The organism is Tabrizicola oligotrophica, from assembly GCF_011008935.1.
GTDB classification, from domain to species: Bacteria; Pseudomonadota; Alphaproteobacteria; order Rhodobacterales; family Rhodobacteraceae; genus Tabrizicola_A; species Tabrizicola_A oligotrophica.
Genome location: NZ_JAAIVJ010000009.1, coordinates 1 through 23,829, shown reverse-complemented (window position 1 = coordinate 23,829; position 23,829 = coordinate 1). Strand labels below are relative to the sequence as shown.

The 23,829-nt window shown below is 64.4% G+C and carries 22 protein-coding genes; 4 read left to right on the top strand and 18 right to left on the bottom strand.

Going from position 1 to position 23,829, the window contains the following annotated elements:
* Positions 1-2: 2 nt before the first annotated feature.
* The 4 genes from G4Z14_RS14200 to G4Z14_RS19180 all read right to left on the bottom strand — a co-directional run bounded on the left by G4Z14_RS14200 (position 3) and on the right by G4Z14_RS19180 (position 4,933).
* Positions 3-2,165: an RNA degradosome polyphosphate kinase gene (locus tag G4Z14_RS14200; RefSeq protein ID WP_164626854.1), complete on the bottom strand. Its 2,163-nt coding sequence runs from the start codon at positions 2,163-2,165 to the stop codon at positions 3-5.
* A 45-nt stretch (positions 2,166-2,210) separates the two neighbouring features.
* Positions 2,211-2,873 carry a P-loop NTPase family protein gene (locus tag G4Z14_RS14195; RefSeq protein ID WP_164627079.1) on the bottom strand — a complete coding sequence of 221 codons (663 nt, stop codon included), beginning with the start codon at positions 2,871-2,873 and terminating at the stop codon, positions 2,211-2,213.
* An 11-nt stretch (positions 2,874-2,884) separates the two neighbouring features.
* Positions 2,885-3,967 carry an AI-2E family transporter gene (locus tag G4Z14_RS14190; RefSeq protein WP_164626852.1) on the bottom strand — a complete coding sequence of 361 codons (1,083 nt, stop codon included), beginning with the start codon at positions 3,965-3,967 and terminating at the stop codon, positions 2,885-2,887.
* A gap of 120 nt (positions 3,968-4,087) precedes the next feature.
* Positions 4,088-4,933 carry a calcium-binding protein gene (locus G4Z14_RS19180; protein ID WP_321573053.1) on the bottom strand — a complete coding sequence of 282 codons (846 nt, stop codon included), beginning with the start codon at positions 4,931-4,933 and terminating at the stop codon, positions 4,088-4,090.
* Positions 4,934-5,219: 286 nt separating this feature from the next.
* Between G4Z14_RS19180 and G4Z14_RS14180 the strand changes: the two genes are divergently transcribed.
* On the top strand, positions 5,220-7,205 hold the full coding sequence (locus G4Z14_RS14180) for an AsmA family protein (RefSeq protein WP_164626848.1): 1,986 nt from the start codon (positions 5,220-5,222) through the stop codon (positions 7,203-7,205).
* Positions 7,206-7,279: 74 nt separating this feature from the next.
* Here G4Z14_RS14180 and G4Z14_RS14175 read toward each other — a convergent pair whose 3' ends face one another.
* The gene (locus G4Z14_RS14175) at positions 7,280-7,912 is read right to left on the bottom strand and encodes a GcrA family cell cycle regulator (RefSeq protein ID WP_164626846.1); all 633 of its coding nucleotides are present in this window, start codon (positions 7,910-7,912) and stop codon (positions 7,280-7,282) included.
* 93 nt (positions 7,913-8,005) lie between these two features.
* Between G4Z14_RS14175 and G4Z14_RS14170 the strand changes: the two genes are divergently transcribed.
* Positions 8,006-8,323 (top strand): hypothetical protein, encoded by a 318-nt coding sequence (locus G4Z14_RS14170; protein ID WP_164626844.1) that lies wholly within the window; start codon positions 8,006-8,008, stop codon positions 8,321-8,323.
* Between the two features lie 91 nt (positions 8,324-8,414).
* Here G4Z14_RS14170 and guaD read toward each other — a convergent pair whose 3' ends face one another.
* Positions 8,415-9,701, bottom strand: coding sequence for a guanine deaminase (guaD, locus tag G4Z14_RS14165; protein WP_164626842.1), 1,287 nt, complete (start codon positions 9,699-9,701; stop codon positions 8,415-8,417).
* Positions 9,702-9,818: 117 nt separating this feature from the next.
* Between guaD and mgtE the strand changes: the two genes are divergently transcribed.
* Positions 9,819-11,189 (top strand): magnesium transporter, encoded by a 1,371-nt coding sequence (gene mgtE, locus G4Z14_RS14160; RefSeq protein WP_164626840.1) that lies wholly within the window; start codon positions 9,819-9,821, stop codon positions 11,187-11,189.
* The gene (locus tag G4Z14_RS14155; RefSeq protein ID WP_164627076.1) at positions 11,189-11,737 is read left to right on the top strand and encodes a 5-formyltetrahydrofolate cyclo-ligase; all 549 of its coding nucleotides are present in this window, start codon (positions 11,189-11,191) and stop codon (positions 11,735-11,737) included. Before mgtE ends, G4Z14_RS14155 begins: the two co-directional genes overlap by 1 nt.
* 82 nt (positions 11,738-11,819) lie before the next feature.
* Here the strand turns inward: G4Z14_RS14155 and G4Z14_RS14150 are convergent, their stop codons facing one another.
* From G4Z14_RS14150 to G4Z14_RS14095, 12 genes are all read right to left on the bottom strand, one after another.
* Positions 11,820-13,145: a P-loop NTPase family protein gene (locus G4Z14_RS14150; RefSeq protein ID WP_407703836.1), complete on the bottom strand. Its 1,326-nt coding sequence runs from the start codon at positions 13,143-13,145 to the stop codon at positions 11,820-11,822.
* A gap of 51 nt (positions 13,146-13,196) precedes the next feature.
* Positions 13,197-13,715: a prepilin peptidase gene (locus G4Z14_RS14145; protein WP_321573052.1), complete on the bottom strand. Its 519-nt coding sequence runs from the start codon at positions 13,713-13,715 to the stop codon at positions 13,197-13,199.
* A 1-nt stretch (position 13,716) separates the two neighbouring features.
* Complete coding sequence (locus G4Z14_RS14140) at positions 13,717-14,565, bottom strand: tetratricopeptide repeat protein (RefSeq protein ID WP_164626839.1); 849 nt, start codon at positions 14,563-14,565, stop codon at positions 13,717-13,719.
* Positions 14,566-14,609: 44 nt separating this feature from the next.
* The gene (locus G4Z14_RS14135) at positions 14,610-15,176 is read right to left on the bottom strand and encodes a tetratricopeptide repeat protein (protein ID WP_321573051.1); all 567 of its coding nucleotides are present in this window, start codon (positions 15,174-15,176) and stop codon (positions 14,610-14,612) included.
* Positions 15,177-15,191: 15 nt separating this feature from the next.
* Entirely contained in the window at positions 15,192-16,175 is a 984-nt protein-coding gene (locus G4Z14_RS14130) for a type II secretion system F family protein (protein WP_164626837.1), read from the bottom strand.
* A 9-nt stretch (positions 16,176-16,184) separates the two neighbouring features.
* The gene (locus G4Z14_RS14125; protein WP_164626834.1) at positions 16,185-17,156 is read right to left on the bottom strand and encodes a type II secretion system F family protein; all 972 of its coding nucleotides are present in this window, start codon (positions 17,154-17,156) and stop codon (positions 16,185-16,187) included.
* A gap of 12 nt (positions 17,157-17,168) precedes the next feature.
* Positions 17,169-18,632 carry a CpaF family protein gene (locus tag G4Z14_RS14120; protein WP_164626832.1) on the bottom strand — a complete coding sequence of 488 codons (1,464 nt, stop codon included), beginning with the start codon at positions 18,630-18,632 and terminating at the stop codon, positions 17,169-17,171.
* A gap of 23 nt (positions 18,633-18,655) precedes the next feature.
* Positions 18,656-19,936, bottom strand: coding sequence for an AAA family ATPase (locus tag G4Z14_RS14115; protein WP_164626831.1), 1,281 nt, complete (start codon positions 19,934-19,936; stop codon positions 18,656-18,658).
* A gap of 218 nt (positions 19,937-20,154) precedes the next feature.
* On the bottom strand, positions 20,155-20,832 hold the full coding sequence (locus G4Z14_RS14110; RefSeq protein ID WP_164626829.1) for an OmpA family protein: 678 nt from the start codon (positions 20,830-20,832) through the stop codon (positions 20,155-20,157).
* A 5-nt stretch (positions 20,833-20,837) separates the two neighbouring features.
* Positions 20,838-22,244, bottom strand: coding sequence for a type II and III secretion system protein family protein (locus G4Z14_RS14105; RefSeq protein WP_164626827.1), 1,407 nt, complete (start codon positions 22,242-22,244; stop codon positions 20,838-20,840).
* A gap of 206 nt (positions 22,245-22,450) precedes the next feature.
* Complete coding sequence (cpaB, locus tag G4Z14_RS14100) at positions 22,451-23,287, bottom strand: Flp pilus assembly protein CpaB (protein ID WP_164626825.1); 837 nt, start codon at positions 23,285-23,287, stop codon at positions 22,451-22,453.
* Between the two features lie 44 nt (positions 23,288-23,331).
* On the bottom strand, positions 23,332-23,520 hold the full coding sequence (locus G4Z14_RS14095) for a hypothetical protein (protein WP_164626824.1): 189 nt from the start codon (positions 23,518-23,520) through the stop codon (positions 23,332-23,334).
* Positions 23,521-23,829 lie beyond the last annotated feature (309 nt).

The following is a 23,829-nucleotide window of genomic DNA, read 5'->3' as shown; positions in this document are numbered from 1 at the left end:
CCTCAGGTCAGTTTCGGCACATCCTTCGCCCCCGCCGTGCCACGGCCCGAGAGCGAAGGATTTTCCATGAAGAAGCGATGGCAGTTGAAGGCAGAGCCATCCGTCGGAGCAAGGTCGCGGCTGTAGCGGCCATCAGGGCCTAGGATCCAGCTTTGCGCCTCGTCGGCGAGGTTTGCAGCCATGATCTGCCCGACGATCTGGGCTTTCACGGTGTCGTTCATGATTTCCACAAGGGTTTCGACCCGGCGCGTCAGGTTGCGGCCCATCCAGTCGGCCGAGGAGATGAACACCCGCGCCTGCCGGCCCGGCAGGCCTGCGCCATTGCCGAAACAGACGATGCGGGAATGTTCCAGAAAGCGCCCGACGATCGACTTGACGCGGATGTTGTCGGAAAGCCCCTTCACGCCGGGCCGCACGCCGCAGATGCCGCGCACGACGAGGCTGATCTTCACCCCGGCCTGCGAGGCGGCATAAAGCGCGTCGATCACCTCGGGCTCGATCAGCGAGTTCATCTTGGCCCAGATTTCCGCAGGCCGCCCGGCGCGGGCGTGGTCGGCCTCGCGCGCGATCATCTCCAGCAGCCGGGGCTTCAGGGTGATCGGAGAAAATGCAATGTTTTCAAGATCTTGCGGCTGAACATAGCCCGACAGGTAGTTGAACACCTTGGTCGCGTCGCGCCCGAGCGCGGCATCGCAGGTGAAGAAGGAAAGGTCGGTGTAGATGCGGGCGGTGATCGGGTGATAATTGCCGGTGCCGTAATGGGTATAGGTCACCAGATGGTCGCCCTCGCGGCGCACCACAGTCGAGATCTTGGCATGGGTCTTGTAGTTGATGAAGCCGTAGACCACATGCGCGCCCGAGCGTTCCAGTCGCCGCGACTGGCGGATGTTGGCGGCCTCGTCGAACCGCGCCTTGAGTTCCACCAGCGCGGTCACCGATTTGCCGGCTTCGGCCGCCTCGCAGAGCGCCGAGACGACGGGGCTGTCCCATGACGTGCGGTAAAGCGTCTGCTTGATTGCCAGCACGTTCGGATCACGCGCCGCCTGTTCCAGAAACCGGATCACCAGATCGAAGGTTTCATAGGGGTGATGCAGCAGGATGTCCTTCTGCTTGATGGCAGCGAACATGTCGCCCTCGTGGTCCTGCACCCGCTCCGGCACGCGGGGGGTGAAGGGCGGCCAGAGAAGATCGGGGCGCGAGGACAGCACCAGTTCCTTGAGGTCGGCGATGCCCAGCATGCCGCGCACCTCGACGGCCTCGTCATCCTTGACGCCAAGCTCTTCCATGATGAGCGCGCGCAGGTCGTCGGGGGCGCCGGCGGACAGTTTCAGCCGGATCACCTCGCCGCGGCGGCGGCGTTTCAGCGCGGTTTCAAATTCGCGCACCAGATCTTCGGCCTCGTCCTCGACTTCCAGATCGCTGTCGCGCAGCACGCGGAACAGGCAGTGGCCGCGGTCGGTATAGCCCGGAAACAGCATGTCGAGATGCAGCAGCAGCAGTTCTTCCAGCGGCAGGAAGCGGTGTTCGCCCTCGCGGCCGGGCAGTGGCACGAAGCGGGCAATCTGCTGCGGGATCGGCAAAAGCGCCTTCAGCGTGCGCAGGTCGCTTTCGCGCTCCAGCTCCAGCGCCAGCGAAAAGCCGGTGTTGGGGATGAAGGGGAAGGGGTGCGCCGGGTCGATCGCCAAGGGCGACAGCACCGGAAAGACGTTGCGCAGGAAGTGATCTTCCAGAAACTTCAGATCGCGCCCGGTCAGTTTTGACCTTGTGGCAAGGATGATGCCCTGCGTCTCCATCTCGCGGCGCAGGCGCTTGAACACCGATTGCTGCATCTGCATCAGCTCGCGCGCGTCGGCGTGGATCTGGGCCAGCTGTTCGGCCGGGCTGCGGCCATCCTCGGAGGGCGTGGAGTTGCCGGCCTTCACCAGCGCCCTGAGGCCCGCGACGCGGACGGTGTAGAATTCGTCAAGGTTGGTCGCCGAGATCGACAGGAAGCGCAGCCGTTCCAGAAGCGGCACGGCGGGGTTCGACGCCTCGTCCAGCACCCGCCAATTGAACGCCAGCCACGAGATTTCCCGGTTGAAGAACCGGCGGGGGCCGGCGATTTCGGCCTCGGGCAGGGCGACGGGCTCGGGGAAGGGGGCTTTGAGGAAATCGGCGAAGGTCATGGCAGGGGGGATACCGGGTCAGTATGTCATTCACATGACAGTGTTTCACCCGTTCCCGGTGCTGTCCAGCAATTCGGCGGCCAGCGCACGGGTGACCGGACGGCCAAGCGCCAGAGCGCGGGCATCGAGCGCGGCAACCAGCGCGCGCGCGGCGGCGATGGAGCGGTCCATGCGGGCGGCAAGATAGGGGATCAGGTTCGGGGCCACGGCGATCTGGCGATCGGCGAAAAGCTTGACGAGAACGGCAGAAAGCAGCGCGTCGTCCGGGGCATCGAGCCGGGCAATGGCGAGGGATTGCAGGCGGCTGAGAAGATCGGGCAACCCGAGACCCCAGTCGCGCGGCGCCCGCCGCGCCGTGAGCAGCAGGTGGCCGCCCGAATGGGCCTGATGGTTCAGCAGGTGAAACAGCGCCTCCTCATGGGCGGGCCGGCCCGCCACTGCATCGGCCTCCTCCACCACCAGCCGCGGGGGCAGGCTGGTCGGGTCAAGGCCGGGCAGGGCAGCCGCCATCAGGAGCGTCGCGCCGGCCTCCTGGGCCCAGATATGGGCGAGATGGGTCTTTCCCGCACCTTCGGGTCCGGTCAGCAGCAGTCGGTTCTGCGGCCAATGCGCCCAATCGGCCAGCACCGCCTGCGCTTCGGCATTGGCGGGCGAGGCAAAGAAGCCCGCGCGCGAGAAATCCTCGGCCGCGCCAAGGTCAAAGGTCATCTGGCGCGGTGTCACGCCTGATCCTCGTCTTCGGGGATGCGGCCGGCGATGCCCTGATACAAGAGACTGCCGTGATACTGGCCAATGGCAAAGCGGGTCAGCACGCCAAGGGCTGCGGCCACCGGCACGGCGACAAGCATGCCGACAAAGCCGAACAGCGTGCCAAAGGCCGACAGTGCGAACAACAGCCAGACCGGGTGCAGGCCGACGGATTTGCCGACCAGTTTCGGGGTCAGGACGTTGCCTTCAAGGAATTGCCCGACGGCGAAGATCGCCCCGACAATACCGATCTGCACCCAGTCGCCCCAGAACTGGAACAGCGCAAGGCCAATGGCCAAGGCGCCGCCGATGATGGCGCCGACATAGGGAATGAAAGTGATCGCCCCCGCTGTCGCCCCGACGACGAGGCCGAATTGCAGCCCCGCCAGCATCAGCGCCGCCGAATAGTACAGCCCCAGCACAAGGCAGACCGACAATTGCCCGCGCACAAAGGCCGAAAGCGCGCCGTCGATCTCGCGGCCAAGGCGGCGGATGGTCGGGGCATGGTCGCGCGGCAGAAGCTGGTCGAGGCGGGCAACCATGTGATCCCAGTCGAGGAGCAGGTAGAAGGCCACCACCGGCACGACCAGCAGGAAGACCACGATGGAAATCGCGCTGGCAAGCGAGGTCAGCAGACCCTCGGCCAGAGCCGCGCCCTTGGACTGGATGGTCTGGCCGATCTGCGCCAGACTTTGCCGGATGGTCGAGGTGCCGTCGGCCAGTTCGGGGAAGCGTTCCAGAAGGAAGGTTTGCAGCCGCAGGGCGATGTCGGGGGCAGCATTGACCAGCGCCGTCAGCTGGTTGACCAGAGTCGGGATGACCGCCAGCACCAGCGCCACGACGATCAGGAGCGCCCCGGCAGTGATGACCGAGGTGGCGGCGACGCGGGAAAGCCCGGCGCGCTCCAGCCGGTCGGCGACAGGATCAAGGAAATAGGCCACGGCGCCGCCCACAAGGAACGGCAGGATCACCCCGCCAAGCACCCAGAGCGCCACGAAGAACACCGCAAGCGCGATGCTCCAGTATTTGACCTGTTCGCGGATCGGAAGTGCCATGCGCCTGCCCCTTGCGGTTTGTGTCTCACATTGCCCATCGGGGACGGGGTTTCAAGGGGCAGGGTCATGGGCAAGGGGCAGGGCGGCCGCGGCCCCTTGGGTGCGGCCCCCGCAGTCCGGTCAGTAGAGAAAGATATCCGCCGCGCTCAGCGCCGTGCCGTCGGTCAGCTCCGCCACCAGCACCTTGGCCCCGTCGCCGCTGCCGTCGGCGTCATACCAGAGGTTTCCGGTCACGCGCCGGTAAAGGAAGCGGTCGTCCGGGTCCAGGGCCGCCGCGCCGGCCACAAATTCGATACCGTTCAGCTGGCCAGTGTAGGAAAAGCCGGTGAAGGTCGCAGTGTCGAAGCGCAGCGCATCATCGGTGGCGTTGAAATCGGTTATGATCTCGCGGTTGGCGGCACCCCTGTGGGTGAAGATGAAGGCATCGGAACCGGCCCCGCCCGTCAGGTTGTCGACCCCCGCGCCGCCGGTCAGCCTGTCGGCCCCGATGCCACCAAGCAGGGTGTCCGCGCCGGCGTCCCCGATCAGCCGGTCGGCGCCGGCAAAGCCGCGCATCAGGTCATCACCGCCAAAACCCCGCACGGCGTCCCGGCCTGCCGACAGGCTGTAGGTGTCACTTGTATTGAACAGAAGCGCATTCAGCGCCCCCCAGTTGCTGGTCGTCAGATAGTCGGAGAACGCGGCGGCCGACAGGTTGAGACCGGACCAGTCAAGATAGACCGTTGTGCCCTCGGCATCGGTGATGGCTATCCGGGTCACAGTACCCCCGATGAGGCCGACGATTTCGCCTCCGTTCATCTGGTAATCGAAACCGGAGCCATAGAAGGTGAACGTCTGCTGGTCACTCGCGAGGCTCAACTGGGTATCCGTAATGGTCGTCGCGGTGAGCGTGAGAAGTCCCGCGAAGCCAGACGACGACAGGAGGTGAACACCAAGAATGTCCTGCATTACTGTAATGCTTGCCACGGTATGCATCCTTTCATGGCTGAAAAACCTATTGCCGCAGGGATCATATTGCGTAAATTTTTCATGATCCTAGCACGGCGACGCCTCCCGCGCCACCTGCGTTCGGCACGGAAATGCGGCCAGACAGCCGCCCCCTTGCGCGGACCAACGGCCACTCTTGCACCGCCCGCCCGGATTGCCGCCCGCCCGGCAAAAGCCTGCCGCTCGCGCCGATGTGGCTTGTCTCGCAGGGTGGGGCGCGTAGAGTCCGGTCCATGGTGTTTGGAGGTTGCTCATGCGTTGGCCCATGCGTTGGATTGTCCGCTCGGTTTTCGCGCTTTTGACCTTGGCCGTTCTGGCCATGGGCGCGCTGTTTCTCATCCCGGCGGAGCGGATTGCCGGGCTGGTCGTAGGACAGTTCAACAGCCTGACCGGGCGGCAACTGGTGATCGAAGGTTCGATCCGCCCGACGATCTGGCCGGTTCTCGGAGTGAAGACCGGCAAGGTCACGATGTCGAATGCCGACTGGTCGGACGAAGGCCCGATGTTTCAGGCGGAAGGGCTGGAAATTGCCGTGGACATGGCGGCGCTGATCGGGGGGCAGGCGCGCATCACCGCGGTCGAGGCGGTGGCGCCGGTGCTGATCCTTGAACGCGCCAGGGACGGCCGGGAAAACTGGATCTTCGGGGGGGAAAGCGGCGGCACGGTGTCAACCGCGACCCCCGGCGTCGGCAAGGCGTTCACGCTGGACAGGGCGGTGATCTCGAACGGCCGGCTGGTGTTTCTCGACCATGGCAGCGGCACCCGGCTGGACCTGACGGCGCTGGATCTGGAAACCGCGATTGCCGAATTCGACGGACCGGTGACAGTGCAGATGTCGGCGGAAAAGGAAGGTCAGCCGTTCCAGCTTGACCTGACGCTTGGGGTGTTCCGTGACTTTCTGGATGGCAAGCTTGGCCCGGTGGAGGCCAGCTTCGCGGCGGGCAAGGCCGAGGGAACCTTCAGCGGCAAGGCTGGCTGGAACCCGATGGCGGCCAAGGGTGAGCTGGAGGCCGATCTCGGCACGCTGGCCGAGGTCGCGGCGCTGGCCGGCGCCAGCGCCCCGGCACTGCCCGAGGGGCTTGGCGCGGGGGGCGTCCGCGTCAAGGGCGGCGTGACGCTGACCGACAAGGGGACGGTCCATCTGCGCGGCGGCACGGTGGTTCTGGATGGCACGGTGCTGGCCGTTGATGCCGATCTGACCCAGGGTGAGGCGCGGCCGAAGCTTGCGGCCAAGGTGGTGGCGGGGGTGCTGAACCTTGCGGCGGTCTCGGGGGGCAAGGGCGGGGGCGCACAGGGCGGCATGAAGGCCGATGGCTGGCCCAAGGACAAGATCGACGTCTCGGCGCTGGCAATGCTGGATGCCGATGTCTCGCTCAGGGCCGACGGGATTGATCTTGGCATGGCCAAGCTCGGGGCCAGCGCGGTGAAGCTGACGCTCGACCGGGCGCGCGCGGTTTTCGAGCTGTCCCGCGTGCAGGCCTATGGCGGGGCGGTATCCGGGCAATTCGTGGTCAACGGCCGCAAGGGCCTGTCGGTGGGCGGCGATCTTGGCTTTGCCGGGATGGCGCTGCAACCGCTGATGACCGACCTTGCGGGCTATGAGCGACTGGTCGGCACCGGCGATCTGCGGCTGAAATTCCTTGGCTCGGGCAATTCGGTGGAGGCGATCATGCAGGGGCTGGAAGGTTCGGGGACATTGGCCTTGGGCAAGGGCGAGATTCTGGGGCTCGACATCGGCGGCATGTTGCGGACGCTGGACACCGGATATGCCGGCGAGGGGCAGAAGACCATCTTCGACAGCCTGACCGCCGGGTTCACCATCGCGGGCGGCGTGCTGCAGAACGACGATCTGGTGATGCAGGCGCCCTTTGCCACGGTGCGGGGGGCGGGCCGGCTTGGCCTTGGCGCCCGCACGATCAACTATCGCCTGCGGGCCGAGGCCGCGGTGGGCGACAAGACCCTGACCGCACCGATCCTTATCAAGGGCCCGTGGGCCGACCCGTCGATCAGCCTTGATCTGGAGGCGCTGGCCAAGGAAAAGCTGGACCTTGAAAAGGCCGAGCTGGAGGCCGCCGCGAAGGAAAAAGCCAAGGCACTGGAGGCGGAGGCGAAGGCCAAGGTGCAAGAGGAGCTGGGCATCGTGCCGCAGGACGGCGAAAGCCTGGAGGACGCGGTAAAGCGGCAGGGCGAGGAATTCATCACCGACGAGGCGGCAAAGGCACTGGAAAAGCTGCTGAACGGCGGGAATTAGGCCACCGGCCCGCCGGGCAGAGAAAAAGGGCCAGCCCTTGTGGGCTGGCCCTCTTTGCAATCGGGGAAAGGCGGTCAGCGGCGGCGGTCGCGCCGGGCGCTCATCGGCTGGAAGGCAACGCCGACATGGGCTTCGCAATAGGGCTTGCCTGCGACCGATGGCAGGCCGCAGAACCAGAAGTCATCGGTCGCCGGATCGCCGATCGGCCATTTGCAGGTGCGCTCGGTCAATTCCATCAGCGTCAGCTTGCGGGCGCGCTTTTCCACTTCGCGGACCGAGGCCAGCGCCTCGGGGCTGATCTCGTTGGCCGAGGGCTGCGGCGGCAGCGGCTGGCCGGCCGGGATGATCGCCTTGCGGATCGGCAGCGGCGTGACATTCGACGGCGCCGCCGGCGCGGCGGCGGGGGCTGCGGCCGGGGCCGGACGTTCGGCTGCGGGCTTGGCCGCGGGCGCGACAGCCGGTTTCTGGGCGGCAGGCTCGGCCGGTTTCGCCGCAGCCTCGGGGCGCGGCGGCGGGGCCGGGGCCACGTCGACCTCATCGGCCGTCGAGGCGCCTTCGCCTGCGCGGTTCGACAGGCCCAGCCGGTGGACCTTGCCGATCACGGCATTGCGGGTGACCCCGCCCAGCTCTTTCGCGATCTGGCTGGCGGACTGGCCTTCGGCCCACATCCGTTTCAGCGTTTCGACGCGTTCGTCGGTCCAGGACATCATCACCTCGCCAAGGCCATTTCGGCCATTCTATTCGGGACGGTATCCGATACAAGGCGAAGGGCGGGGAATCAAGCGCCGAGAGGGCATCCGATGGCACATGACTGGCAAACGCAGAAGGCCGAGACCTTCGCCACCTTCAAAGAGGGCGCGCGCGGGGTGAAATTGCCGAAAGAGGCGGTGGTGGTGTTCTATTTCCTCGCCGAGGAGGTAAAGCCGCAATGGGCGGCGGCCGAAACGGCGCTGCGCGAGCGCGGCTTTGTCACCCGCCACGATGCCGACCAGATCGAGGCGCGCACTCCAACGGCCATTCCGATCACCGCCGAGGCGATCTGGGAATGGGAAAAGGCCGGCACCGAGGAGGTGATCGGCTTTGATTTCTGGCCCGACGGCTGGGAAATCGAGGACTGAGGCCGGCTCATCGTCGCCGTTCCGGCGCTTTTCGCGGCAGCGTGGCGCGCGTGCGGTCTTGCGTCTTGCGAAATGCCTGCAACCCGCCCTGTCACCGGGCGGTCGGTTTGCCGCCCACCCAAGTCGCATGGATCGCCCGGTCGTCGCCCATCATGATGGTCGGGAAGATCGCCTGCCAGATGTCGTCGGCCCGGCGGGTAGCCTGTTCGATGGCGGCGGTGGAGGCAAGGTCGATCACCACCAGATCGGCCTCCATCCCGGGCGCAATGGTGCCAATGCAGTCGGCGGCGTGCAGCGCCTGCGCTGAACCGGCGGTGGCCAGCCACCACAGTTCCGCCGGATGCAGCGCGCGACCCCGCAGCTGACCGACCTCATAGGCCGCCGCCATGGTGCGCAGCATGGAAAACGACGAGCCGCCGCCGGTGTCGGTGGCCAGCCCGATGCGATGACCTGCCGCTTTCAGACCGCCCATGTCAAAAAGCCCCGAGCCGATGAAAGTGTTGGAGGTCGGGCAATGGATCAGGCTGGCATCCACCTCGGCCAGCCGGGCTTTCTCGCGCTCGGTCAGGTGGATCGCGTGGCCGTAAAGGCCGCCCTTGCCCAGAAGTCCGTGCGCCTCATAGGTGTCGAGATAGTCGCGCGCGGCGGGAAACAGCGATTTGACCCAGTCGATTTCGTCGGTCTGTTCGGACAGGTGGGTTTGCATCAGGCAGGATGGATTCTCGGCCCAGAGCGCGCCGAGGGCCGCCAGCTGATCGGGTGTCGAGGTGGGCGAGAAGCGCGGCGTGATGACGTAGGACAGCCGCCCCACCCCGTGCCAGCGCGCCAGAAGCCGCTTGCTGTCGTCATAGGCGGTCTGCGCGGTGTCGCGCAGGCCTTCGGGGGCGTTGCGGTCCATGCAGGTCTTGCCGGCCCAGACCCGTTGGCCCTGGGCCTGCGCAGCGGTGAAGATGGCGTCGACGCTTTCGGGATGGATGGTGGCATAGCTGCAAAAGCTGGTGGTGCCATTGGCCAGCGTCAGCTCGCAGTAACGCTCCGCCACTGCGCCGGCATAGGCCGGATCGGCAAAGCGCATTTCCTCGGGGAAGGTGTAGCTGTTCAGCCAGTCGATCAGCCGCTTGCCCCATGAGGCGATGATCGCGGTCTGCGGGTAATGCACATGGGCGTCGATGAACCCCGCCGAGATCAGGTGCTGGCCGTAATCGGTGACACGCGCGGCCGGGTGGGTCGCGCGCAGGACGGCCGATTCCCCTATGGCGGCAATGCGGCCATGCTCGACCAGCACGGCGCCGTGACGAAGATGCCGGGCCGCGGCCAGCCCTTCGGCAAAGGGATCGCCGGTGAAGGTCAGGACTTGTCCAAGGATGAGATCGGCCATGACGCCCCCCGCTGCAATCCTCATGACACTAGAGCCTTATGACAATTCGGTAAATTTCCAAGGCCCCCCTGTTTTGCCCGAAACAGTTTCGCTAAGGATGAAAAGGCGGGGGTGCCGATGGACGAGAATCTGGCCGTGATGGACGAGGACGAGGTGCACGCCGATCGCGTGGCGGCCATCCTTGAGGCTGTCGAGACGGGCGACACGCCGCGCCTGACCGCCCTGATGGAGCCGCTGCACGCCGCCGACATCGCCGACCTGCTGGAACAGATCGGCCCCGCCGAACGCGGCGCGCTTTTGGCGTTGTGGTCGGGCGAGATTGACGGCGAAGTGCTGTCGGAAATCGACGAGGCCATCCGCGAAGAGGTGATCGAGGCCCTGCCGCCCGAGGTCGTCGCCGAGGCGATGCGCGAGCTGGATACCGATGATGTTGTTGATATCCTTGAAAATCTTGAACCGGAAGAGCAGGGCAAGATCCTTGATGCGCTGGAAGATGCCGACCGGGTGGCGGTGGAACAGGCGCTGGCCTATCCCGAGGAATCCGCCGGCCGCCTGATGCAGCGCGAGGTGGTGGTCGCGCCGGAACACTGGACGGTGGGCGAGGCGATCGACTTCCTGCGTGGGGCCGACAGCCTGCCGGACCAGTTCTACCACGTCATCCTGATTGACCCCCGGATGAAGCCGGTGGGCTATGTCACCCTTGGCCGCGTCCTGTCGGCGCGGCGCGAGGTGGGGCTGAAATCCATCACCGAGGACAGCTTCCGCACCGTCGCGGCCACCGATCTGGAAGGCGACGTGGCCTATATCTTCAACCAGTATCACCTGATCTCCTGCCCCGTGGTCGATCAGGGCGGGCGGCTGGTCGGGGTCATCACCATTGATGACGCGATGAATGTGCTGGACGAGGAACACGAGGAAGACATGCTGCGCCTTGCCGGTGTCGGCGACGAGGCCTCGGTCAGCGATGGCGCGGTGGAGACCGTGCGCCAGCGCCTGCCCTGGCTGGCGATCAACCTCTTGACGGCCTCGCTGTCGGCCATTGTCATCAGCCAGTTCCAGGACACCATTGCGACCCTGGTGGCGCTGGCGGCGCTGATGCCGATTGTCGCCTCGACCGGGGGCATTGCCGGGACGCAGTCGCTGGCCGTCGCAGTGCGGGCCTTGGCAACGCGCGACCTGACGCAGGCCAACGCGGCGCGGGTGGTGCGGCGCGAGGTGCTGGCGGGATTGATGAACGGGCTGGCGCTGGCGGCCATTCTCGGGCTGGCGGGCAGCCTGATCTTTGCCGACTGGCATCTGGGGCTGGTTCTGGGACTGGCGATGATCGTCAATCAGGTCGTCGCTTCGCTGGGCGGCGTGCTGGTTCCGCTTGGCCTGTCGAAAATGGGTCTTGATCCGGCGCTGGCGAGCGGGACTTTCGTCACCACCCTGACAGATGTGATGGGGTTCTTTGCCTTTCTGGGGCTGGCGACGGTGGTGCTGACATGATGGATCTGGCGGAATTGAAGGCCGAGGCGCGCACCGCGGCCTTTGCGGCGCGAAAGGCGGCCTTTGCCCGTGGTCAGGGGCAAGCGGCGGAAATCCTTGCAGATTTCCTTGCCGGGCAAAGCGGCAAGGTGCTGGCCGGCTATATGCCGATGCGCACCGAGATTGACCCCATGTCCGCCATGGCCGCGCATCAGGGCCCGGTGGGCGTGCCGGTGATCCTTGGCCCCGGTCAGGCGCTGAAGTTCCGCGAATGGAGCCCGGGCTGCGCGATGCAGGAAGGCGCCTTCAAGGCCTATATCCCGGTCGAGGGGGCCTGGGTCGAGCCGCAGGTGGTGATCGTGCCGTTGGTCGCCTTTGACGCGCGGGGGTTCCGGCTGGGCTATGGCGGCGGGTTCTATGACCGCACGCTGGAGGGCCTGCGCGCGAAACACCCGGTGATTGCGGTGGGCTTTGCCTTTGACGCGCAGGAAATGCCGGAGGTTCCGATCGAAGAAACCGATCAGAAGCTGGATTTCATCGTCACCGAAAGCGGTGTTCGCGCGTTCTGAACGCGCCTCCTCGGGCGCCTTCGGCTTCTCGTCGTGACGACGAGCGACGAAGTCGACGAGGAGGTCTGATCGAATTTTCCGATCACCTTGCGATCGTTTCGTCCCGCACGAACATGTTGCCCCAGGCCCGGTCGATCAGCTCGGGCGTCATCTGATAGGGGATGCGCTCGAACTCGCAGACCGCGATCATCTGGTCGATCAGGAAGGTCGGCTGATAGTTGGCGAAATTGTTGTCGATGGTGGGGTATTTGACCTTCAGGAGATGCACCAGCGAGCGCTCGTCCAGCGCCATCTTCTTCTTGCGCGCCACCATGGCGAAGATCTTCAGGAACATGTCCTGCGTCGGCCCGTCGATCTTGATCTTGAAGAAGATCCGGCGCAGTGCGGCGCCGTCGAAGATCTCGTTGGGGTGGAAGTTGGTCGAGAAGATCACCAGCGTGTCGAACGGTACGGTGAATTTCTCGCCCGATTGCAGTTGCAAGATGTCGCGGCCCTCTTCCAGCGGCACGATCCAGCGGTTGACCAGCTTTTGCGGCGGTTCGGCCTGACGACCAAGGTCGTCGACGATGAAGATCCCGCCCGAGGCCTTGAGCTGCAACGGCGCGGTATAGGTGCGCGCGGTGGGATTGTATTTCAGATCGAGCATGTCGAGCGTCAGTTCCCCGCCGGTAATCACCGTGGGGCGTTCGCAATAGACATAGCGGTTGTCAAAGCGGTTGCCGGTGCGGCGCAGCGACGTCGGGTCGTCCACCGCGGCCTCGGCGGCGGAATGCACGATCGGGTCATAGACGGTGATGACCTGGCCTGCATATTCGATGGCGCGCGGCACATAGATCTTGTCGCCCAGTGCGGCGCGGATGCCGTTCGAGATACTGGATTTGCCGTTGCCGGGCGGGCCATACATCAGGATTGATCGACCGCTTGAAACAGCAGGACCGAGATTGTCGATCAGATCGTCGGGAAGGATCAGGTGCCCCATGCCCTTCATCAGATCGGGGCGGGTCATCTTGATGTCGCGCACCGACTGGCGTTTCATCTGCAGCGCATAGTCCGGCAGCGGCACCGGCAGCGCGCCGTAATATTCCGACTGGCTGAGCGCATCGAGCGCGCGCGACTTGCCCGCGTCGGTCAGCTGATAGCCCATCTCGTTGCCCGAGGTGGCATGCAGCGTGCCGGTCGCCTCCAACAGCTTCTGCTGGCGGGCCATGTCGACCAGCTCTTGCGTCAGCTGCACCGGCAGGCAGATGGCCACGGCGATCTGCGACACCAGATCGACGTTGGTGCGGAACATGGTTTTCAGCAGGATGTCGCGCATCATCACCAGCGACAGGCCGGTTTCCGCCAGCGACTTCGGCTGGGGCGGGGCCTGAACGCCAGAGGGCGGTGGCGACGTCACTTGCATGTTCATGGACAGACCTCGTGCAACGATTCCCCTGTCGGGCAGGGGGTTTGTTGACACTTAGCCTTGGAAAAGCGGCATCAGTGCGGCCAAAAGATAGAAGATCAGTGTCCCTGCCAACGCGAGACCCATGGGGAAATCCTTGTGGGTCCAGCTGGCCCATTCCGCCGTGGCGCGGCGGAAGGCCGGGACGCGCCCCATCAGCCGGTGGCTGGCAAAGGCGGCAAGCAGGCAGGCGGAAAACAGGCCCAGAACGAAGCGCAGGTCGGCGCCAATGAAGAAGGGCGCCATGACGGCGGCGAACTTGGCGTCGCCGGCGCCGATGAGGCCGGTGGCATTGCCGACAAAGCCCAGCAGCAGCACGATGGCGCCAAGCCCCAGCGCCCAGAGAAACGCCGTGAAGGGCAGGAGGTTGAATGCGATCGCCAGCAGGCCCGCGACCAGAAAGCTGCTGGCAAGCGCGATCACAGCCTTGTTCGGGATCTTCATCGACTTCATGTCGGACCAGGCCACCCAGATGCCGATGGGCAGGGCAGGGACCAGCAACAGGAGAGCGGCGAGGGGGGGAAGTGCTGTCACGTCAGCTTTCCAGCGCTTCCAGACTGCGGACCGCGGCCTCGAAATGCTGCGGGTGGGTGTCGATGGCGTTCTGCAACAGGCCCTTGCCCACCGTCACATCCCCCTGTTTCACCGCCGTAAGCCCCAGCGTGTACAGCAGTTCGGCGCGTTCGACCTGCGTCATCTCGATCACCGGCATGTCATACTTGCGCTGCGCCCCGCGCGCCATGACAAGGTTGTTCTTGGCGGTGAACAGCGCGGGATCATAGGTCAGCGCCTGGGTGAACAGCTTTTCCGCCGCGCCGTATTCCTGACGGGTGAGCTTCGAAAAGCCCCAGTTGTTCAGCACGCCGGCGGGTTTGGTGGTCAGGCCGGCCGCGATTTCATAGAAACTGTCGGCCTTCTTCCAGTCCTTCTTGCTGTCAGCGACCATCGCCTCCAGCCGATAGCGCTCATAGGTTTCATGCGTCGGCGGGATCTGGTTCAACTCGGTCTCGGCCCGCGCCCAATCGTTCGACCGGATCAGCGCATCGGCCAGCGCCACGCGGTCATCGAGCGTCGCTTCGGGATGGGCCTTCACCTCCTCCCAGACCGTGACGCCCTGCGCCGTCTGGCCGGCGCGGATCAGCGATTTCGCCAGGCCCCGTTTCAGGTCAAGCCGGTCGGGGTTTTCGCTGCTGGATTTCTGGAAATAGGCCACCGCCTCGTTCGGGTCGCCCACGGTCAGCATGATGTCCGAGAGATTGGATTCGTCGATCACGTTGACCGACTTGATCGCGCGCTGCACTTCGGCGTCGGAACGCGGCTGGTTGCAGGCGGCAAGGCCAAGGCTGGCCGCAAGGGCGGCCGTCAGGAAAACCGGGTGGCGCATTTTGCGTCCTTTTGACTGCTCGTCTCGTGTCGTCCCGGTGCCGCCTAAAGCTGCGTCAGAAGCACATATTCACCGGTGCCGCGCCGCATCAGGTTGTATTTCGGTTCTTCCGGGCCGTCTTGCGGATCAGAATATACGTCGGTTTCGGTTCGCGCGATAGCCAGTTTCAGATTTTCGCGGATCGAGTCCGTTTGGCCACTGTCCAGCGCGAAGGCTTGCTGAAACACCACCCGCGCCTCGCCGACCTTGCCGCGCTCCATCAGGACGACGCCAAGGTTGTTCTGCGCCGGCACGAAACTCGGGTCCAGTTCCACCGCGCGGCGCAGAAGCTGTTCGGCCTGCCCCAGCCGGTCAAGCTTCAGATTGGCCGAGCCGAGTGCGGACAGGACGTCGACATTGATGCCCTCTTCGGCAGCGGCGCGCAGATAGGCCTTGAGCGCCAGATCGAATTCGCCCGCCTCCATCAGCCGGTGGCCGACCAACAGCCCGTCCACCCCGGTTTCGCTGGCGTCGGCGGCGGGGGGGCGGTTGGCGTTCTGCGAAAACCCAAGGCCGCCCGAAGAACAGGCGGCCAGGGACAGGATGACGGCAAGCGCCGGAAGTGATCGCACGCGGCAGACCCTTGTTTACTGGCCAGCCCCCATCGAAAGGGTCGTGGCGATGCCATGCACCGAAGGCCCGATCAGGATGATCATCAGGGGCGGGACGGTGAACATCATTGTGCCCAGCGTCAGCTTCGTCGGCAAGGTGTTTGCCTTCTCTTCGGCGCGCATCACGCGCTTGTCACGCATTTCGTTGGAATAGACCCGGAGCGCCTCGGCAATCGAGGTGCCGAAGGTGGCCGATTGCACCAGCGTGGTGACAAAGGACGACACATCGGGAATGCCGACGCGGTCGGACATGTCCTTCAGCACCTGCACCCGTTCCTTGCCGGCCTTGACCTCATGCGCGACCATCTCGAATTCGTCGGCCAGTGCGGGATAGCCCGCCCGGCTTTCCTTGGCGACCCGGTTGATCGACTGGTCGAGCGACTGGCCGGCCTCGACGCAGACCAGCATCATGTCCAGCGCATCGGGAAAGCCCGAGACGATTTCCTGCTGGCGCGATTGCAGCCGGCGCTGCACCCAGTATTGCGGCAGGTAATAGCCCGCCGCACCGGGAATGACTGTCGCAAGGATCATGAACTGGGTCGAGACTTCTTGCTGCGATTTCATCAGCAGGGCGTAAAGCACGCCAAAGGCCAGAAGCCCCAGCCCCAGCGCGAACTGGGCAAAGTGAAACAGGCGCACCGCGTTCTTGGCGCGATAGCCGGCGCGCAAGAGCTTCATCCGCGAGGCCGACATCTGTTCGGCATCCTGCGGTTCCAGGAAATGCGCGAACTTCTCCAGCTTGTCGGTCTTGTCGCCGCGCCGCAGGTCCTGGCCATCGCTGCGCTTGCTGGCCCTGGCGGTCTTGGTCTGCTCCTTGAGCTTTGAAAATCCGTCGCTTTCCTTTTTCAGAAGCGAGGGCAGGGCGATCAGGATCAGGATCGCGCCCAGGAAACCCAGCGCGAAAAGCGGCCCAAGCGGCCCCAGCGCGTCGGTCAGCATCTGGTTGATATTGCTCAGCATCTTGAACCCTTACACCTTGATGTTGACCATGATCTTCATGAAGATCACGTTGATGATGAGGAAAACCGCGACGACAAGCGCGGCCGGAATGAAGGCCGCGGTTTCCTTCACGTCGTCGTAATAGTTCGGCTGGATGACGTTGATCATGATCAGCGCCCCGATCGGGAAGGCCGACAGGAACATGCCCGACCACTTGGCTTCGGCGGTGATTGCCTTGACGCGGCGGAACAGCTTGAAGCGGGCGCGGATCACCTTGGCCAGACCGTCCAGGATCTCGGCCAGGTTGCCGCCCGATTGCTGCTGGATCGCCACCGCCACCGCAAGGAAGCGCAAATCCTGGCTGTCCATGCGTTCGGCAAAGGCCTTCAGGCTTTCGGCCACGTCGCGGCCATAGGCGGCCTCGTCGGCGATCAGCCCGAATTCAGTGCCCAGGGGATCGGGGATTTCCTTCGACACGATGCCGATGGCCGACGAGAACGGATGGCCGACACGCAGGCTGCGCACCATCAGTTCCACCGCATCGGGCAGCTGTTCCTCCAGCAGCGCCATGCGCTTCTTGGCCTTGTTGTTCACCCAGACATAGACGCCGCCCACCCCCATCGCGAGGGCGACAAGCATGCGGATCGGGGTTGCGGCCTCGGTCCCGATGGTGAGGGCGAGGTAGGAAAACACCGTCAACCCGCCCATGATCATGACAAGCTGCTTGGGCGAGAAGGCGATGTTGGCCTTCTGCGCCTTGGTCGCCAGCATGGAATAGAGCGGAATCCCGCGCGAGGCCATGTGCTGCGACATTTCCTTGCGCAGCTGTTCCAGCACTTCTTCGCGGTTGTTGTTGCTCTTTTCCAGAAGCGCCAGGCGGCGCGACATGCGGCTGTTGAGGCTGATCGACTTGCCGAAAACCGTCAGGTAGACGCCTTCGACCAGCGCCACCACGGCGACGAAGATCAGGATGTAAATCAGCGGCGCGGCTGAGATCTGCATGGGTCTGCCCCGTTAGATGATCGGTTCATAGATCGAGGCCGGCAGGTCATAACCCCATTGCCGGAAACGATCGGAAAAATGGCTGCGGACGCCGGTGGCGTTGAAGCGGCCGATGATCTTGCCGTTTGGTTCCACGCCAAGGCGTTCATAGCGGAACACTTCCTGCATCGAGATCACCTCGCCTTCCATGCCGGTGATTTCGGTGATCGACACCATCCGGCGCGAGCCGTCCTGCAGGCGCGAGGCCTGCACGATCAGGTTGACGGCCGATGCGATCTGGCTGCGCACGGCCTTCAAGGGCATCTCGATGCCGGCCATGGCGACCATGTTTTCCAGACGCGAGATGCCGTCGCGGGCGTTGTTGGCGTGGATCGTGGTCATCGAACCGTCGTGGCCGGTGTTCATCGCCTGCAGCATGTCGATCACTTCCTCGCCGCGGGTTTCGCCGACGATGATGCGGTCGGGACGCATCCGCAGCGCGTTCCGCAGGCAGTCGCGCTGCGTGACCGCGCCCTTGCCTTCGACGTTCGGCGGGCGGCTTTCCATCCGGCCGACATGCACCTGTTGCAGTTGCAATTCGGCCGTGTCCTCGATGGTCAGCACGCGCTCCTTGTTGTCGATGAACGACGACAGCGCGTTGAGCGTGGTGGTTTTCCCCGACCCCGTGCCGCCCGACACGATGATGTTCAGGCGGGTGGAAACGGCGGCCTGCAGGTAAAGCGCCATTTCCTCGGTGAAGGCGCCAAAGCGCACAAGGTCATGAACCCCGAGCTTTTCCTTCTTGAACTTGCGGATCGATACCAGCGAGCCGTCGACGGCCACCGGCGGCACCATGCAGTTGAAGCGCGAGCCATCGGCCAGACGCGCGTCGCAATAGGGATTGCTCTCGTCGACGCGGCGGCCCACGGCGGACACGATCTTGTCGATGATGCGCAAGAGGTGGCGCTCATCCTTGAAGGTGATGTCGGTCAGTTCCAGCTTGCCCGCGCGTTCAACGAAGATGCGCTGCGGCCCGTTCACCAGAATGTCGTTGACGGATTCGTCCTTGAGCAGGGGCTCCAGCGGACCAAGGCCCATCACCTCATCGTAAAGTTCCTGGAACAGGATGGCGCGATCGTCTTTCGGCAGGACGACGGCCATTTCGTCCAGCGCCTCGCCCCCGATCGAGGCGATTTCCTGTTTCAGGCTGGCCTCGGAGGCGTGTTCCAGCGCGGCAAGGTTCAGGTTGTCCAAGAGCCGCTTGTGCAGTTCGACCTTCAGCTCCTGCAACCTTTGCTTGCGCTTCTTCTCCTTGTCGAGGGCGGCCGCCTCGGCGGGCGGGCGCGGCGGCGGAGCAGACGGCAGCGGACGGGCCGCGAGGGCGGCCTGCGTTGCCGAGATCGGCGTGGGCCGGGCGGCGGCGGCCTGCGCGGCAGATCCAGCGGTGGCGGCGGGGCGCGCAGAGGGCGCCTCGGGCTTCTTGAAACGTGAAAACATCTTTTCCCCCAGGCGTAGCGAGGTCAACTTCTGCCGGCTTCGGCAGCCTTGTTCAGATCAACCAGTGACTTGGCGAGTTTTGCGATTTCCTTGCGCAGCGGGTTCTTCCCGGCATTCTCCTGCAACGGCAGGCCATGGTCATTGGCCTGCGTCACCTGCGCGCCGCCGTCCGGCAGCTGGACTTCAAGCGAGATGTCAAGGCTTTCCGCCATGCGCTTCACCCGGCTTTTCGCCGAGAGATCGGTGAATTTCGGCGCGCGGTTCAGCACATAGCGCAGCTTTTCATGCGGCAGCCCTTCGGCCTTGAGCGCGCGCAGCATCCGCAGCACGTTCTGCGCCGAGCGCAGGTCCAGCTCCAGCAGTGCGAAATAGACATGCGCCGCGTTCAGCACGGTTTCGGTCCAGGCCACGATGGTTTTCGGCATGTCGATGATGACAAAGTCGAAATTCGCGCGGGCCATGTCGAGCAGCCGGCCGATTTCCTCCGGCCCGAGAAAATCGAGCGGCAGCATGTCGGACGGCGCGGTCATGACGTGCAAGCGGTCGTTGAAGGTCAGCATCGATTGCAGCAGCGCGTCGCTGTCGGCGTGCGCGATGTCGGAGTAGAATTCGTAGACCGTTTCCTTGCGCGGCAGGTCGAGATAGGTCGCCGCCGAGCCATACTGGAAATCCAGATCAATGAGGCAGACCCGCGGCGCGTCGGTTTTCGACACCGTGGCCAGTTCCCAGGCGAGGTTGGCGGCAAAGGTCGACGCGCCGCAGCCGCCGGCAAAGCCATGCACCGGCAGGATCACCGCGTCCCGATCGCCCTTGGCCTTGAAGCCCGGATGGCGCGAGGGCTCTTCCGGGGCTGCAGCTGCGGGTTCGGGCGCGGTGGCGGGTTCCGGCGTCTCGGCCGGTTTCGGCTGCCGGGCAATGGCCTCGTGCAGCGCGCCTTCGGGCAGGGGGTAGGGCACGAAGTCATCGGCGCCCTGACGCAGCAGCTGATGCAGGGCAATCGGGCTGACCTGATCGGCAATCAGGATCACCTTGATCGACTTTTCCGTCGCCGTGCGGATGATGTCGCCGATCCGTGCCAGATCGGCCTCGTCCTGACTGTCTACGGCGATGGCGACGAATTGCAGATGGGCCGCTTCCGGTTGGCCAAGAAAGATCAGGGCATCGTCAAAACCCAGATCCCCCCAGTTCTCTCCCAGCTCCTGCTCCATGTCGTCGATCAAAAGATCGAAGTTCTGCACATCGCGCGAGATGGTACAGGCCAGGATCGGCGCGGGATCCGGTTGCAGGTTGGCGACACTCGACATCACATCAGTCCTTCCAAAGACAGCTTGCGTGACCTTTCAGGCCACATGCCCGTCGCGCGACCCAAGAGTCGCTCTGCGGGCTTTGATCTGCATTGAAGGTGCCGGTGGAGTTTGGCGAGATTGGGGCCAAAAAATCGTCAATCTGCGGTTTTTGGCATTTTGTTTCCAGAAGCAGGAAACGAAGAGGCCCGCCGGACGGGCGGGCCTGAGGGGCTGGATCAGTTTCCGGCGGAAGGGTCGACTTGCGTCACGACCACCGTGTTGCGGGGATGCGGTCGTTCGGCAAGGCTGTTGGTCTGGCCCTTGTTGACATAGGTGCGCCAGACGATTTCGGCATATTTGCCGTTCATCACAGTGGGGTTGCCCTTCACGAAGCCGGTGACTTCGGTCACGGTGCGGCGGTTGCGCTGTTCGGGGCCGGGGGTCGGGATGACGGGCTGGGTCTTGCCAAAGGACACCACGGCCTCCAGCCGGGCGGTGCCGATGCCCTGCGAGGCAAGATAGGCCACTGCGGCCCGGGCGCGACGCATCCCCAGCGCCTTGTTGTAGCTGTCGGAGCCGACAAGGTCGGTGTGGCCATAGACGCGGAACCGCACTTCGGGGAACTGGCGGATGAAATCGGCCTGCTGGTTCAGAATGGCCATCGCCTCGGGGCTGAGCTGGGACGAGTTGAAGGCGAAGGTGATGGTGGTGGGAACTTCCTGCGCAAAGCGGTTGCCAAGCGCCATGGTGGCATCCCATTCGCCCATCATTACCATGGTGTTCTGCATGGTGGCATTGCCGAAACTGCCCTGATCCACCTGATAGCCCGCCTCGCGGGTGACGAAGTTGACCGGGTTGCAGGCCGTCAGGGCGACAAAGGCGGCACCGGCCATCAGAGAGGTCTTTGCGTGCATCGTCCTCACTCCATCACATAGCCGTAAGAGCCGGTGAAGTCCTGCCGGGCAACCTCGCCCGCGGCCCCCTTCTGCTTGCCGGCCACGTCGCCGAACAGGAACAGCTCCTTTTCGGTCGGCAGGCGCACCCGGTCGGTCGGCAGCGCCAGGGCCTCGCCGCGGGTCGGGGTGACAAGATGCGGCGTCACGATGATGACCAGTTCGGACTGCGCGCGCTGATACTCCGCCGAGCGGAACAGCGCACCGATGATCGGAATGTCGCCCAGCCACGGCACCTGGCCGTTCAGGTCGCGGAAGTCGTCCTGCAGCAGGCCCGCGATGGCAAAGCTTTCGCCGTCGCGCATCTCGACCGTGGTCGAGGTTTCGCGCCGCTTGAAGGCGTTGATGTTGAAGCCGCCCGATTGCAGCGTCGTCGTGGAGTCGATCGAGGACACCGCGGCATTGATGGTCAGGTTGACGATGTCGCCATCAACCACCATCGGCGTGAAGTTCAGTTCGACCCCGAAGGGCTTGTATTCCACCGTGATCGTGCCATCGCCCGAGGCCACCGGGATCGGATATTCGCCACCGGCGAGGAACCGCGCCTCCTGCCCCGAAAGGGCGGTCAGGTTCGGTTCGGCCAGCGTGCGAACGACGCCTTTGGATTCAAGGGCTTCCAACAGCACGGCGAATTCCAGCGCCCCGGCCGAGAAGCCAAGGCCAAGCCGGCCCTCGGCCTCGTTCGACGAGGTGACGGTGCCGGTGTTCAGCATCGTGGTCAGCTTGGAACCGTCGGCCAGCTGGCCCGAACCGGCCGCCACGCCCACGGTATTGCCGCCCATCACCCCGAGCGAGGCCGACAGGCTTTTCGACACCGAGCGCTGCATCTCGGCAAAGCGCACTTTCAGCATCACCTGCTGGGTGCCGCCGACGCTCATCAGGTTGGAGACCCGTTCGGGCGCATAGCGGTTGGCCAGATCAAGCGCGCGGTCCAGCTTGGCAATCGACGACACCGTGCCCGAAAGCACGATGCCGTCATTGGCGGTGCGAACTTCGATATTTTCGCCGGGCAGGATCTGGCGCAGGCGTTCCTTGAATTCGGCGATGTCGGGGGTGACATGCACCTCGACGTTGGAGATCAGCTTGCCCTCGGGCGACAGCAGCGTCAGCGTCGTGCGCCCAGGCGTCTTGCCCAGCACATAGATCGACTTGTCCGACAGGGTCGAGATATCGGCGATGCCGGGGTTGGCGATCGACAGCTCGGCGAAGGGCGTGTCGCTTTCAACCACGACCGCGCGGTTCATCGGAACGTTCAGCGGCGCGCTTTCCGAACCTTTCAGAACGTGCAATTCCTGCGCCGCAAGCGGAGTCATGGCCGTTGACGCCAGGGCAAAGCCCAGCATCCCAGCCGCGATAAGCCATTGCAGTCTCATGTGACCTGCCCTTTCGATCACGCCTCTGCCGGGTCTTTTGCTGCCCGTTCAGGTGCGAAGAATGCCTTGTTTGCCTTTTGTTTGCAAGAATCAAACGCTTATCGCGCGTTCTGTATGTGGATAACTTGCAACAGCACACCATGGATGGAAAAAGCTGCGGGCGCGACCCCCATGGAAGGTGCCGCGCCCCAAGATTTCATGCCCTGTCAGTTGGTGCAGGGGATCGGAATTTCCACCACATCGGCGCCTTTGCGGGTGCGGATGGTGCAGATCTGCGCTGCCGGGGCGGTGACGGGGGCCGCCGCCGCGGTGATGCCCAGCATCGAGCCGGTATCCACCTCGACCTTGCCGACCTCGGTGTCATCGCCGACACCGACCAGCGACATCACCAGCCGCCCGGTGGCCTGGGCCTGAGCCAGCCGCGCGACCTGTTCGGGGGTGGCCGCGACCGTCATGGTGCGGTTCTGGATCGAGCCGTCGGAGGTGGCCGACTTGCCGTTGCGATCGACCGCGATGATCTTCATCGTGCTTTCGATCAGCCGGGTGATCTCTCCGGTCGAGTTTTCGGTCGCGCCGGTCCAGTAGATGTCGACGCTCTGGCCGGGTTGCAGGTAATCCGCCGCCTCGACCTTGATCGAGAAGGCCCGCATGCCCTTTTCAAGCTCGCCCGTCAGCCCGGCCTGTTCGCCCGGTTCCGTCACCTTTGCGGCAAGGATCGGCTCGAACTTTTCCATCTGGCGCAGCACATAGCGCGGCTCGGTGTTGTCCTCGGGAAAGAGGATGGCAATGTCGGAGAAGGTGTTTTCCGGCAGGGTGTTCTTCGGCAGATAGCTTTTCTGCACGTCGTCCTTGGTCAGCGGCTCGCCATAGTTGACGGCTTTGGTCACCACATAGACCTCGACCAGGCCGCCGGTCTGGGCCTTGATCGCCAGTTCTTTCTGCAATGCGGTTTCCGTTTTCGAAATGTAGCCTTTGGCCATATAGACAGCGGCCCCGGCAAGCCCGACCCCCGCCACAAGAACCAGTCCGAACATTGCGCGCATAATCTTTCCCCTTGGCTTGGGCCGCGGGGCGGCCCTGTTCAGATTCAGTTGTCGCCGTAGCCAACGCTGCGGCTTTGAATGTCATCCGCGATCATCTGCGTCGTGCTTTCGGTCGAAAAGGCGACGGGGATCAGCACCACCATGCCAAGCCCGATGACCGCCGCCGACAGCACGACCCAGTCCACGGTGATCGCCCCGCCCTCCTGGCGCAGGAACTTGAAGATCCATTTCATTCGCCACGCTCCCGGATGTCCTGAACTCGGTGATGACACGGTTACATAAGACGGTTCTGCCGGGGTATTGTGGCTGAAAACGGAACGATCGCAGGGCGGAATTGCGGCTTCTGCATCAAAATTGAAACAGGCCGCGCAAGAAGCGCGGCCTGCCAGATCGAAAGTGTCGATCAGATTACTGGTTTTCGTAGCCAGCGGCGCGGCCTTCCAGGTCCGACACGATGGCGGTGCCGAGGCCTTCGATGCCGCCGCCGACGGTGGTCATCACCACCATGCCGAGGCCGACGATGGCGGCGGTCAGCACGACCC